Genomic DNA, 14159 nt, shown 5'->3' on the forward strand with positions numbered 1-14159 from the left:
GGTCAGGCCGACCGGCGTTCCTGCGGTGCCGCGACGTCGGCCAGGAGGCGCGCGAGCACCCCCTCGTTGGTCGCCCCCGCGAACTCTGCCTCGGGGTCGAGCACGAGCCGGTGCGCCCAGGCGGGCTGTGCGAGCTCCTTGATGTCGTCCGGCAGGACGTAGTTGCGACCGTGCGCCGCAGCCCACACCTTGGCGCACCGGACGAGGGCGAGCGCCCCGCGCACCGAGACCCCGACGCGGCACTCGGCCGCGTTGCGGGTCTCCTCGGCGAGGCGCGAGATGTACTCGAGCACGGCGCCGTCGACGTGGACACCCGCGGCGAGGTCGGCCATCTCGGCGACGGCCTGCGTGGTGATGAGCGCCTGCAGGGTCGCGCTGCGGTCACGCACCGAGGCCCCCTGCAGGATCTCGACCGTGGCCGCGTGGTCGGGGTACCCGAGCGAGGTCTTCATGAGGAAGCGGTCGAGCTGCGCCTCGGGCAGGCGGTAGGTGCCCGCCTGCTCGATCGGGTTCTGGGTCGCGATGACCATGAACGGCCGGCCCACCGAGTGGGTCACGCCGTCGACCGTGATCTGCCCCTCCTCCATGACCTCCAGGAGCGCGGACTGCGTCTTGGGCGAGGCACGGTTGATCTCGTCCGCGAGGACGATCGACGCGAAGATCGGGCCCTGGTGGAACTCGAACTTCGCGGTCTTCTGGTCGTAGATCGTCACGCCCGTGACGTCGGAGGGCAGCAGGTCCGGCGTGAACTGGATGCGGTTCTGCGTGCCCTGGACGCTCGCAGCCAGCGCGCGGGCCAGGGAGGTCTTGCCCGTGCCGGGCGCGTCCTCGAGGAGGATGTGGCCCTCGGAGAGCATGCACGTGAGGACCAGGCGCACGACGTGCGACTTGCCCAGCACGGCCTGGCCCACGTTGGTGACCAGACGGTCGAAGGTCTGAGCGAACCAGGCGGCCTGCTCGGGGGTCATGGTGGTCATCGGGAGGTTCCTCGTGGTCTCGGTCGTGCTGAAGGTAGGGCGCGGGTCCTGCGGGGCGTCACCAGATCGCTGCTCTGGAGTCGCCCCAGACGTTCGTCTTGACCCAGATCGTCGTCCCGGCGTTCCCGTGGAAGCACCACATGGTGCCGTCCCAGTTGCCGTTCGCGTCGGTCCGCTGCGACGCGCCGTTGAGCGCGGTGCTGGAGAACCCGCCGCTCGAGGGGCTGAACCAGTGGTTCCCGCCGTAGCTCGACCAGCACTGCGTGCTGAACGACGTGTTGGGCTCCGCGTTGCGGATGCGGAGCACGAGGTAGGCGCACGCGGGGTCGTTGCAGTCGTTGTTGCTCACCCGGCTGCCCCGCTCGGTCCAGATGTCACGGGCCGGCTTGGCGTCCGAGGTCGCAGCCGCGCACTTCGAGGCGGTCTGCCCCTCGGTGTCCTTGACCGTGACACAGATCTCCTTGCGGTCGGAGTAGCCCGCCGCGACGTTGACGCTCCCGCTCGCGGCTCCGCTCGAGACGGCCCCCGTGACCGTGGTCGTGTAGGTGCGCCCGTTGCCCGAGGTGCTCCAGCTGAAGCCGACGGTCTGGTTCCCTCCCGAGGCGTTCACGCTGGGCGCCGGGATGGGACCGTACGGGTTCGCGGTGGCCTTGTTCGAGGCCGGACCGTCCCCCCGTCCGCCGTCGGCCTTGACCACCGCACGGACGTAGAAGTCGTAGCCCGTCCCGTTGTTCAGTCCGCTGACGACCTTGTTCGCTCCCAGAGCGGCCCAGCCCGAGCTGCCGTTCTGGCTCCACTCGTAGCCGATCTCGCCGTCACGCGCCCCGGCGGCCGTCACGTTGGCGAACGCGAGCTGGACCGTCCCGTTGGCTCCCGTGGCCTTGGCGGTCAGGCCCGTCACCGCACCGGGGGCGGCGAACGCACGCTGCGGGTTGGACTCAGGGCTGAAGTCGGCCTCGCCGAACTTGTCCGAGGCCTTGTTGTGCGCCTTGACCCGGAATGTGTAGTCGGTGCTGTCGGCAGGCACGCTCATGGTCGCCGTCGTCGTGGCGACCTTGGTCGAGGAGACCACGGCCCCCCCACGCAGCGCCTCGACCGTGTAGCCCGTGATCGGACCGCCGTTGTCCGCCGGCGCCGACCACACGACCTTCATCTGCGACGAGGCACCGAGCGACGTACGCGTCGCCCCCGGCTTCGCCGGAGCCGCAGGCCGTCCTGCCGGGATCTCGGGTGCCGAGGCCCCGGACCACTCGGACGAGTCGGGGGCGGCGTTCTTGGCCTGGATCTCGAAGGTGTAGGAGCCGCCGTTCTGCAGTCCGGTCCACTCGTACGAGGTGCCGGTCACGCAGGCGCGGTCCGTTCCTCCGCCGGGTCCCGAGATGCGGATGTTGACGCATTCGATCGGGGAACGGTCCGTGTACGTCGCGTTGACCCAGGTGAGCTTGATCGACTTGTCGCCGAACTCGAGGGTCGGCGGTGCCGGGCGGTCGGGCTTCTCGTCGGGTCGTGCATCCTCGGAGGGTGCGGACGGGTCGGAGTCACCGACCTCGTTGGTCGCCACGACGGTGAAGTTGTAGATGACGTTGTTCGTCAGGCCGTCCAGCGTGCAGGTGGTGGTCGCGCACGCCTTGGTGTAGCCGTTGGTCGACTTGACGGTGTACCCCGTGATCTCGGCACCGTTGTTGACGGGCGGGTCCCACGTCAGCACGACCGTCTTGGAGCGGACCTCTTCGACCGTGGGCTTGGCCGGGGTCTCCGGGCGTCCCTGGACGGTCACCTGGATGCGTCCCTCGACCTGGCGGTCGGGGTCGTTCGTGGCGTCCTGGATGCGGTAGCGCACGACCATGACCCCGACGAACGTCTTGTCCGGGGTCACCACGACCTGGTCGCCGGAGACCGTCGCCGAGCCGTTGCCGGTCTCGACCAGGGCGTCGACGACCTTGAGCGGGGTCTCGGGGAAGGGGTTCGAGTCGTTGGCCAGCACCTTGACCGGGACGTCCTTGCCCTGGTGGGCCTTGTCGACGGTGTCCTCGTTGGCCTTGGCCAACGGGCGGGTCGAGGCCACGACCTTGACCGCGAGGATCCCTTCGACGGGTGGGTGCTCGCCGTCGGTCGCCGAGATCGGGACGTTCAGCACGGTGCCCTTGGCGATCTCGGGGGTGGCCTGGACCGTCGCGGTGGTACCGCTGACCGCGACCGAGATCCCGGCCGGGGCCGCACCCGCGGTGAACGTCACGGGGTCCCCGTCGGGGTCCTCGACGAACCGGGCCAGGTCCACGGTCGCCTCGTCACCGGCCGCGACGTCGACGTTCGACGCCGACAGGACCGGGGGAAGGTTCTTGGGCGCCAGGACGAGGACGGGCAGCGTGAGCAGGGCCTTGTGGCCCTCGGGGTCGTCCGGTCCCGAGCCGTCGGTGACCTCGAACGACAGGGCTGAGGGCCCGGCGTAGTCCACCCGGGGGGTGTAGACCACGTTCGTGGCGTCGGTCACGGCGACCGTTCCCTCGAGCGCCGAGACCTTCGACTCCTCGGTCAAGCGCGGGGTGCGCCCTTCCAGGACCAGGACGTAGTCGGTGATGTCCACGGGCAGAGCCTCACCCGCGTGGACCTCGAGCGGCGCGATCCCCGGGCGCAGCTGCGGGATCTGCTCGGTCAGGCCTGGGACCTTGACGAACGCCCGGGACGTGAGGCCGTCCACGTCGGTGACCGTGTAGGTCAGGACCTGTCGCTCCTCGGTCAGCGGCACGGTCAGGACGCCGTCCGCGGACACCGTGGCACCGAGGGTCTCGGTCGTAACCGTGAGCTCGGACGCTGCGCCGTCGGGGTCGTCGTCGTTGTCCAGGACCGCGACCTTGACGCTCGTCTTGCCCAGGATCGAGTCCATCGGGACCGTGTCGTCGCGCGCGATCGGCGCGAGCAAGGGGGCGTCCTGGTCGACGTTCACGGTGATCGAGGCCGCGGCCCGAGCGCCGAACGCGTCCTCGATCCCGTAGTAGAACGATGTCGAACCCGCCTCGGCAGGGCTCGTCAGGACCACCCGGTCCTGCACGACCTGGGCGTCGAGCTCCTTCGGAGCCTCCAGGCCCGCAGGGCGCAACGCGATCTGGTCGCCGTCGGGGTCGGTGTCGTTCGCGAGCGCGGCCACCGAGACCGTGCGGTCGGGGCGGACCGTGACCACGTCGTCGATCGCGACAGGCGGCTGGTTCGCTGCCGGCGGCCGGGAGATCCCGACCTGGACCGTGCCCACGGCGATCTCGCCGCGCGCGTCCTGGACCGAGTACGTGAACGTGTCCGACCCGGTCGCGTCCTTCGACGCCACGTAGACGAGGTAGCCGTCCTCGACCTTCGCGGTCCCCTTGGTCGGTGAGGACGCGATCCCGGTCAGCTGGACCGAGTCGCCGTCCGGGTCGATCCCGTCCAACGGCACCGCGACCCGCACGCTGGCCCCGGACAGCACGCGCATCTGCACGGGCAGCGGCTGGGGCGCCGAGTTCTCCTCACCGTCCCGGATGTGGATCGTGACCTGGGCCGAGTCCTCCTGGCCGTTCTTGTCCCGGACCCGGTAGATCGCGTAGGCCGTGCCGGCCTCGGGACCGGCCTTGAACCGCAGCTGCCCCTCGGACGCGAAGATCTCGCCCTGCTCGGGGGCCACGCCCTGCTCGAGCTCGTCCTGCAGGAAGAGCTCCAGGCCGTCGGGGTGCGTGTCGTTCTTGAGCACGGGGATGGTGACCACGTCGCCCACCCTGACGGTCGCCTCGTCCGCGGCCGCGTTCGGCGGCTGGAGCTTGACGGGGGCCGGGACCGGGATGACCCGCACCTGCCCGGTCGTGGTCTGTGTCCCGTTGGAGACCGTGTACTCGATCGTCACGGGCGCGTCCAGCCGGCGGATCTCGGTGATCCGCAGCATCTGGTGCGCCAGCACCGCGACCGAGACCCCCGCGTTCTCCGGCACGTTGACCGACTGCACCACGAGCACCCCGCCCGCAGGATCGGTGTCGTTGGCCAGCACGTCCACGAGCGTCTTGCCCCCCGAGGGAAGCAGCGCGGTGTCGGAGACCACGATGGGCGGCCCCTCGGCGGCCGAGGCCGGCAGCACGTCGACGCGCACCAGCCCCGTCGTCGCGTTGGGACCGTCCGAGACCTGGTACGTCAGGTCGTAGGACCGCGGCTCGTTGGAGAAGAACTGGAACGTACCCGCATCGAAGTTGGAGGTGATCTGCGCGGGTGCGGACTCGGAGACCGCCACCAGACGCAGCTCGTCACCGTTGGCGTCGTAGTCGTTCAGCAACGGCTCGACCGTCACGGGCTGCCCCGCCGGCACGACCACGTGGTCCGCGACCGCGACCGGCGCGAGCTGCCCGGCCCCCGACACGTCCACGTTCAGCACGCCCTCGAAGACCTCGCCCTGACCGTCGGCCACCATGATCTTGACGATCTTGCGGCCCGTCGACCCGCCGCCGTCACGGAACTCGACCGTGCCGTCCGGGCGCGAACGCACCTCGTCGCCGGCCGACGTGACCGACGCCGCCGCGAGGTACAGGTCGTCGCCGTCCGGGTCACGGAAGAACGGCAGGACCTTGATCTCGGCAGTCTTGCCGGACTCGACGACCAGCACCGGCTCCCCCGTCTGCTCGGGCGCGGCGTTCTCGCCCCACGGCGAGACCTTCAGCTCGACACCGGCCTCGGCAACCCCGCCACGACCGTCGGACACCGAGTACCGGAACGAGGACGTCCCCGCTTCTGCGTCCGCCGGGACGACGGCCTGGAGCGCCGCACCACCCAGCACCGTCTGCACCTGCGCGCCGTGCGGCCCCTCGCCGGCGAGGGTCGCGGTCATGACGTCCCCGTCGGGGTCGACGTCGTTGCCCAGCACGGGCAGCAGGGTCGTGCGCCCGGGGCGCACCCCGAACGTGTCGTCGACCGGCAGCGGCGGCTGGTTGGGCTGGGAACGGTCGAGCACGAACTGGTCGACCTGCTCCGGGGTGCTCAGGTCCGCCTCGGACTCCTCGCCCTCGGCCTGCTCGGGGAGCACCAGCTCCCAGTCGTCGACCTTCTCGTACTCGTCGGCCGCCATCCACAGCGTGCCCGCCGACAGGTCGTTGAGCACGATCGCCTTGCGGTTGACCCGGTACTCCAGGCGGTTCTGGGGATCCACCCCGTCGAGCCGCTTGTCGATGTCCAGGTCGGTCCCCGCACAGTCACGGATGACCTGACCCGACTGCGACCACGCGCCGTACGTGCATCCACCCAGCTGCACGGGCGCCGCCGGCAGGCCCGACGCCGCGCGCGTCACCGCGTCGCCACCGTCGAGGGGCGCCAGGACCAGGCCTGTGCTCGTCGCGACCGCGACGTCCGGCGTCTTGGCCCCCGGCTGCTGCAGGCGTCCGTCCGACGCCCCTTCGAGCGCCAGCGTCTTGCCCCCCGGAAGAACCAGCTGAGACTGCGTGCGGTTGAGCACGACCGGCTGCGACCCCACGGTCGTGAGCTCGACCTCGTCGCCCTTGCCGACCGGCACCGTGGACGTGGTGACCTCCTCGACCGTCCCGGTCGCCGTCGTCGTGACCTTGGTCAGCTCACCCGTGGCCGGGACGACGACGAACACCGTGCCGTCCTGGGCGACCTGGACGACGCCCTCACCGCCGACCTCGGCGGTCGGCTCGAGGTTCTCCGCGTCGAACGACGCGACCCCCGCGAACGGGACCACCCACAGCAGGCCCTCCTCGTCGTCGAGGACGGCCACCGTGGAACCTCCCAGGGCGACCTCAGCGCCCGTCGGCGGACGGACCGTCCCGTCGAGCTTGAGCCGCGCCACGTCGACGGGGCTCACGGAACCTGCGCCGTCGTCGACGAGCAGCACCTTGCCCGCGTTCTGCAGGACGTCGAACGAGGCCGACGAGGCCAGCAGCGACCCGTCCAGTGCCTGGGACTCGAAGTTGAACCGCCCCAGCGCGCCACCCGACGTGCGGGTCACCCACACGCCGGAGTCGTTGAGCTCCACGTCTGCCGTGGCTTGACCGTCGTACGTGATCGCGAAGGCGACCAGCGCGGTCGAGAAGATGGACACCGTGCTCACGGATGCGACGGAGCGACGCCTGTCGTACAGACGGGAAAGGAAGGTCACAGATCCTCCGAGGATGCTGAGTGCTGCAACCAGGTGTCCCCAGAGCTCCTCCTGCCAGGTGCCCCTACCCGTCGCGGGTAGAAGGATAACCACAAGACGTCACGACCTTGGCATCCAGTGGATGGGGAGAACTCCCCCTGGCGCTACTGGCAGCAATGCTGCGAGCAGCGTCCTCGCAGGCCAGGGACACCGTCCCGCGAGCCCACGCGCGTGGCTCCAGAGGACGAGATTCACCTGGTACGGCGGAGGGCGGCGCCGGGGACCGCGAGGTCCCTGGCACCGCCCTCCGAGAGGTTCAGGCCGCGCGGTCGGCGAGCGCCTGGGCGAACGAGACGAGCGCGTCCTTGACCGGGCCCGCAGGCAGCGGGTCGAGCTCGGCGATCGCCGCACGGGCCCAGCCCACGGCGAGCGCGCGGGTCTCCGCCAGGACCTCGTGCGCACGCAGCGCGGCGACGGCCGACGCGAGCTCCTCGTCCCCGGACAGGTCCGAGTCGAGCAGGTCGACGATCGCGGCGTCCGCGGCGGTGCCCTTGCCACCGCTCACACGGGCGCGCAGCAGCAGGGCGGGCATGGTCGGCACCTTCTCACGGAGGTCCGTGCCGGGCGTCTTGCCGGACTGCTCGCCCGAGGACGCGAGGTCGAGCACGTCGTCGGCGAGCTGGAACGCGACGCCCAGCTTCTCGCCGTACTCCGCGACGACCTCGACGACCGACGGGTCGCACCCGCCGAACATCGCGCCCAGGCGAGCCGAGGTCGAGAGCAGCGACGCGGTCTTGTCCGCGAGGACCTCGAGGTAGTGCTCGACGGGGTCGTCGCTCTCCGAGGGGCCCGTCGTCTCGTGCAGCTGGCCGAGGCACAACCGCTCGAAGGTCCGTGCCTGGATGAGCACGGCCTCCGGACCCAGCGCGGCGACCGTCGACGCCGCACGGGCGAAGAGCAGGTCTCCGATGAGGATCGCGACGGAGTTGCCCCACACGGCGTGCGCCGAGGGAGCGCCGCGTCGCACGGGCGCGGAGTCCATCACGTCGTCGTGGTAGAGCGAGGCCAGGTGGGTGAGCTCGACGACGACGGCCGCCTCCACCACCTCCGGGCGGGCACCGTCGCCCAGCTCCGCGCACAGCAGTGCGAGGAGCGGGCGCAGGCGCTTTCCGCCGGCGTTCACGAGGTGGCGGGACGCGGTGTCCGCGAGCCCGTCGGAGTGCGCGACGGCGTCGCCCAGGCGCGCCTCGACGGTCGCAAGGCGTGCGGTGAGCGTCGCGGAGAGCTCCGGATCGGTCAGGGGGATCGCCGTCGCTGAGACGGGTGGCACTGTGGTCACGGTCTGAACTTAGCCGCCTCGAGGGCAAGATCGAGAACCGAGGAGGGCAAAACGCCGAGAAGGACGACTCCTGTCACGCAGATCACGATCGCGACCGTGGTGAATCCCTCGGACCGGACGACCGTCACCCGGGTCGTGAGCGCGGCCAGGGCGGAGGCCGCCGCGGGTCCCCCACCCGCGTTCTCGCGGCCCTCCTCCCCGACCCCGCCGGCGGCGCTCGACGGCGACGGCGTGAAGAACATGAGGACGATGATCCGCACGTAGAAGAACACCGAGACCGCCGAGGCAAGGACCCCGATCAGGGCGAGCGGCCAGGCCCCCACCGCGACGGCGGCACCGAACGCCGTGAACTTCGCGATGAAGCCCGCGGTCAGGGGGATGCCTGCCATCGAGAGCAGGAACAGGGCGAACGCCCCCGCGAGCCACGGGCTGCGCTTGCCCAGCCCGGCCCACTCGGTCAGGTGCGTGGCCTCGCCGAGGATCGCTCCGCCGTCGGGCGCGTGGAGGTCCCCCGCTCCAGCGGCCGCGGGCCCCGCTGCTGCTGCGGACCCTGCCGTCCCGCCGGTACCCACCGCAGCGAGCACCGGGCTCTCCGTGGCGGCCTGAGGCTGCGGCGACCGCTCGCGCACGAGCGTCACGACCGCGAAGGCCCCCACGGTCGCCAGACCGTAGGCGAGCAGGTAGAAGACCACGGCCCGGACACCGAACCCGCTGAGCTCGCCGAAGCCCACGAGCGCCACGAGGAGGAAGCCCGCGTGCGCGATCGACGAGTATGCGAGAAGACGCTTCATGTCCGTCTGGATCACACCGATGACCGACCCGACGACCATGGTGAGGATCGCGACGACCCACAGCGCGACCACGAGCTTCTCCTGCAGGTCCGGCGGGAGCGCCGAGCCGATCAGGTAGAGCACACGCACCAGCGCGCCGAACGCCGCCGCCTTGGTGCAGGCCGCCATGAAGCCCGTGATGGGCGTGGGAGCACCCTGGTAGACGTCGGGGGTCCACGAGTGGAACGGGGCCGCGCCGACCTTGAAGAGCAGGCCCGCGAGCACCATGACCAGGCCCAGGAGCACCAGGCCCGTCATCCCGTCGAGCCCGCCGCCGTCCAGCAGCGCCGCGCGCACCTCGGCGATCCGCACCGAGCCCGCGAAGCCGTACACGAGCGCCACGCCGAAGATGAAGATCGCCGACGCGAAGGCCCCCAGCAGGAAGTACTTGAACGAGGCCTCCTGCGACAGGAGCCGACGACGGCGCGCGAGCGCCGTGAGCACGTACAGCGGCAGGGAGAGCACCTCGAGCGCGACGAACATCGTCAGCAGGTCGCCCGTGGCGGGGAAGATCATCATGCCGCCCACCGCGAACAGCACGAGCGGGAAGACCTCGGTCTGCTCGAGACCGCGGCGGCGGGCGAGGTCCTCGTAGGCCGAGCCGGGCACGGCCGCAGCGGTGGGCGCGAACGCGTCCTGCCCGGTCGAGGTGCGGTCGGCGATCACGAGCGTGGCCAGCAGCGCGAGGACCACGACGATCCCCTGGAGCGCCAGGCCGAACGGGTCGATCACGAGCGACCCGCCCAGCACCTGGATGCCGTTGAGCTCCTGCACGTCGCCCCAGAGCAGGACGATCGTCGTGAGGGCCCCGACGAGTGCGCCCAGGGCCAGGACGACCTGGACCGCCCGGCGGTGCCGGTCCGGCACGAAGGCCTCGACCAGGACGCCCAGGACACCGGCCCCCAGGACGACGATCACGGGGACGAGGTAGGCCCAGTCGATCGTGGGGGCCACGAAGGCGGCTGCGGTGCTCACGAGTCGCTCCCTTCAACGCTGAGGAGTTCGGGGTTCGGGGCAGGGTCCTCGAGCCCGACGGCCGTCATGGTCGCCTGCGCGGGCTCGCGCACCAGGTCGAGCGCGGGTGCCGGGTAGAAGCCGAGGACCAGCAGGGCCACGATCAAGGGCGCGACGACCCACTTCTCGCGAGCTCCCAGGTCCGCGGTCCCCGTCAGGGCGTCGGGCGTCCGGCCCGTGAAGACCTTCTGGTAGGTCAGCAGCACGTACAGCGCCGCGAGGACCACACCCAGGACCGCGACGAGCGCCGCCGGGTGGCTGCGCGAGAACGTCCCGACGAGGACCATGATCTCGGACACGAACGTCGACAGGCCGGGCAGCGAGAGCGCCGAGAGACCCGCCACGAGGAACGTGCCCGCGAGGATCGGCGTCACCCGCTGCAGGCCGCCGTAGTCGGTCAGGCGCTGCGAGCGCGTCGGGTGCCGCGCGATCAGGAAGCCCGCCAGGAGGAAGAGCGCCCCGGTCGAGATGCCGTGGTTGAACATGTAGAACGACGCCCCGGAGATGCTGAGCGACGTGAACGAGAAGATCCCCAGCACGATGAACCCGAAGTGGGACACCGACGTGTAGGCGATGAGCCGCATGACGTCGGTCTGGCCGATCGCCATGAGCGCGCCGTAGAGGATCGAGACCACTGCCAGCACCACGATCACGGGAGCCGCCCACCGGCTCGCGTTCGGGAACAGCGGCAGGCACAGCGTCAGCATGCCGAACGTGCCGACCTTGTCCAGGACGCCCACGAGCAGCGTCGAGGTGCCCGCGGGGGCGTGCTCGGCGGCGTCGGGCAACCAGGTGTGGACCGGGAAGAGCGGCGCCTTGATCGCGAAGGCGAGGAAGAACGCGAGGAACAGCAGCCGCTCGGTGCTCACGGGCAGCGGGTTCGCCGCCAGGTCGTCGACCAGGGTCTGGGTCAGGAAGCCCTGCTCCCCGCCCGGCCCGTTGAGGTAGAGGGCGATGACCCCGACGAGCATGACGAGCCCGCCCGCGAGCGAGAAGAGCAGGAACTTCACGGCCGCGTACCGCCGCTGCGCCCCGCCCCCGAACCCGCCGATCATGAAGTAGACCGGGATCAGCATGGCCTCGAACAGGACGTAGAAGAAGAACACGTCGCGGGCCACGAAGACCGCGACCATGAACGCCTCGAGGAGCAGCACCAGGCCCAGGTAGTGGCGGAGCTTGGCGAGGTCGCCGTCCTGCTCGCGCCACGCGGCGAGCACCACGAGCGGGACCAGGAGCACCGCGAGCCCGACGAGCAGGAGCGCGACGCCGTCCGCGCCGACCGCGTAGCTCACGCCGAGCTGCGGGATCCACGCGTGGGTCTCGGTGAGCTGAAAGGTGCCCGCGTCCGCAGTGTCGAACGCGCTGATCGCGAGGCCGAGCAGCACGAGCTCGGCGAGCGCGAAGACGACCGCGACGGTCCGCAGGTGCTTGCGCGCAGAGGTCGCGCCCAGCCCCCAGACCGCCGCCGCGCCGACGAGCGGCAGGACGATCAGAAGTGTCAGCCAGGGAATATCGGTGGTCATCGGTCCCTCAGCTCCCTGTTCCGGTGGTCACGGCGAGGACCACCGCGACGATCACGATCAGGCCAGCGAGCATCGTCGCCGCGTAGGACCTGACGAATCCGTTCTGCATGCCGCGCAACTTCTCCCCTGTCGCTCCGACGAGGCCGGCGAGGCCCATCCAGCCGCCGTCGACCATCTGCCGGTCCCCGTAGACCAGGGATCGTGTGAGGTACTGCCCGGGCCGCATGAAGACGGCCTCGTTGACGTCGTCCTGGTAGAGGTCCCGTCGCGCGGCCCGCGTGAGCGCCGACCCGTGCGGAGGCACGATCGGCACGCGGGACACCGCGTACTGGCGCCAGGCGAGCAGCACGCCCACCAGGACCAGCAGGAGGGTCAGCGCGATGAGCGCCCAGACCGGCAGGACCGGCTCGGCGTGCTCGGCGTGGCCCGTGACGGGCGAGAGCCAGTCGACGAACCCGTTGCCGATCGCGAGGAGTCCGCCGAGCGCGACGGACCCGACCGCGAGGACCACCATGGGGATCGTCATGAGCGCCGGGGACTCGTGCGGGTGCTGCACGGGGCCGTCTGTCGAGAGCGGCCCCGTGGGGCTGCCCGACCCGTCGTTCCAGCGCTTGTGCCCGTGGAACGTCATGAAGAACAGGCGCGACATGTAGAACGCGGTGATCCCCGCGCCCAGCAGCGCCACACCGCCGAAGACCCATGCACGCCACTCCTGGCCGTCGATCGGGACGAACGCGGCCTCGATGATCTTGTCCTTGGACCAGAACCCGGAGAACGGCGGGATGCCCAGGATCGCGAGCCAGCCCAGACCGAACGTGACCCACGTGACCTTCATGTACCTCGACAGCGCGCCGAAACGGCGCATGTCCACCCCGTCGTTCATGCCGTGCATGACCGAACCCGCACCCAGGAACATCCCGGCCTTGAAGAAGCCGTGCGTCACGAGGTGGAAGATCGCGAACGCGTACCCGATGGGTCCCAGGCCCGCCGCGAGGATCATGTAGCCGATCTGCGACATGGTCGAGGCCGCCAGGGCCTTCTTGATGTCGTCCTTGGCACAGCCGATGATCGCCCCGAACAGGAGCGTGATCGCACCGACGATGACCACCACGAGCTGCGCCGTCGGGGCCCCTTCGAACACGGGGGCCGAGCGGACCACCAGGTAGACGCCCGCGGTGACCATGGTCGCCGCGTGGATGAGGGCCGAGACCGGCGTGGGGCCCGCCATGGCGTCCCCGAGCCAGGCCTGGAGCGGGAACTGGGCCGACTTGCCGCACGCGGCGACCAGGAGCGCGAGGCCGATCGCCGTCAGCAGCGCCGTGCCCGCCGCGGGGGCGTCGGCGAAGACCGTCGCGAAGTCCACCGCGCCGAAGCCCGCGAACATGAGCATGAGCGCGACGATCAGGCCCAGGTCGCCCACACGGTTCATGATGAACGCCTTCTTGGCCGCGACCGCGTTGGCCCGCTCGTGGTTCCAGAACCCGATGAGCAGGTACGAGGCCAGACCCACGCCTTCCCAGCCGACGAACAGCAGCAGGTAGGAGTCCGCGAGGACCAGGATCAGCATGGCTGCGACGAACAGGTTCAGGTAGGCGAAGAACCGGCGCTTGTCCGGGTCGTGCTCCATGTACGCGACCGCGTAGACGTGGATGAGCGTGCCGACGAAGGTCACGAGCAGCACGAACGTCATGGACAGCGGGTCGATCCGCAGACCCACGCCCACGTCCAGGCCGCCCGCGGCGATCCAGTCGAAGAGCCGGTGGTCGACCACCCGCTCGTCGGCCGGCAGGCCGAGCATCGAGAAGAAGACGACGAGGGCGACGACGAACGCGCCGCCCGACATCAGCACCCCGAACCACGCGCCCCAGCGGTCGCTGCGGCGCCCCGCGAGCAGCAGGATCGCGGCGCCCAGGAGGGGCAGCAGGATCAGCAGCGGGGCCAGCAGGAACGGGCCGGGCACGATAGTCGAGACGGGCACGATCTCCTGCGTCGGGAGGGCGGCCGGGAGCAGCGCGCCGAGCTCGCCGACGCGCGGGAGGGCTGAAAGCAGAGTCACCGTTGGCATGCCTGCCCTCTCAGTTCTTCAGCAGGTTGACGTCGTCGACCGAGGCCGAACGGCGGGTACGGAAGATGGCCACGATGATCGCGAGCCCCACGACGACCTCGGCCGCGGCCACGACCATCACGAAGAACGCGATGACCTGCCCGTGGAGGTCTCCGTGCATGCGCGAGAACGTCACGAAGGTGAGGTTGGTCGCGTTGAGCATGAGCTCGATGCCCATGAACACGATGATCGCGTTGCGGCGCAGCAGCACCGTGGTCGCGCCGATCGCGAACAGGATCGCGGCGAGGATCAGGTAGTTGGTCAGCTCCATG

Annotated in this window: 7 protein-coding genes; all 7 read right to left on the reverse strand. The window is 70.6% G+C overall.

Translation table 11 applies throughout. The features are described from left to right. Window positions 1–2 precede the first annotated feature (2 nt). A complete protein-coding gene (locus ACFWGN_RS06600) occupies window positions 3–977 on the reverse strand; it encodes a MoxR family ATPase (RefSeq protein ID WP_191804585.1) in 975 nt (324 codons plus the stop codon). A gap of 58 nt (window positions 978–1035) precedes the next feature. Further along, on the reverse strand, window positions 1036–7050 hold the full coding sequence (locus ACFWGN_RS06605) for an Ig-like domain-containing protein (RefSeq protein ID WP_377616188.1): 6015 nt from the start codon (window positions 7048–7050) through the stop codon (window positions 1036–1038). A 343-nt stretch (window positions 7051–7393) separates the two neighbouring features. Then, the gene (locus ACFWGN_RS06610; protein WP_377616189.1) at window positions 7394–8416 is read right to left on the reverse strand and encodes a polyprenyl synthetase family protein; all 1023 of its coding nucleotides are present in this window, start codon (window positions 8414–8416) and stop codon (window positions 7394–7396) included. Then, a complete protein-coding gene (gene nuoN, locus ACFWGN_RS06615) occupies window positions 8413–10221 on the reverse strand; it encodes an NADH-quinone oxidoreductase subunit NuoN (protein ID WP_377616190.1) in 1809 nt (602 codons plus the stop codon). Before nuoN ends, ACFWGN_RS06610 begins: the two co-directional genes overlap by 4 nt. Then, entirely contained in the window at window positions 10218–11783 is a 1566-nt protein-coding gene (locus tag ACFWGN_RS06620) for an NADH-quinone oxidoreductase subunit M (protein WP_377616191.1), read from the reverse strand. The genes nuoN and ACFWGN_RS06620 overlap by 4 nt, the downstream gene beginning before the upstream one ends. 7 nt (window positions 11784–11790) lie before the next feature. Beyond that, window positions 11791–13848 (reverse strand): NADH-quinone oxidoreductase subunit L, encoded by a 2058-nt coding sequence (nuoL, locus tag ACFWGN_RS06625; RefSeq protein ID WP_377616192.1) that lies wholly within the window; start codon window positions 13846–13848, stop codon window positions 11791–11793. A gap of 10 nt (window positions 13849–13858) precedes the next feature. Then, window positions 13859–14158: an NADH-quinone oxidoreductase subunit NuoK gene (nuoK, locus tag ACFWGN_RS06630; RefSeq protein WP_056649827.1), complete on the reverse strand. Its 300-nt coding sequence runs from the start codon at window positions 14156–14158 to the stop codon at window positions 13859–13861. Between the last annotated feature and the right edge of the window lies 1 nt (window position 14159).

Source organism: Oerskovia sp. NPDC060338 (genome assembly GCF_042726295.1).
In the GTDB taxonomy this organism is placed as follows: Bacteria; Actinomycetota; Actinomycetes; order Actinomycetales; family Cellulomonadaceae; genus Oerskovia; species Oerskovia merdavium.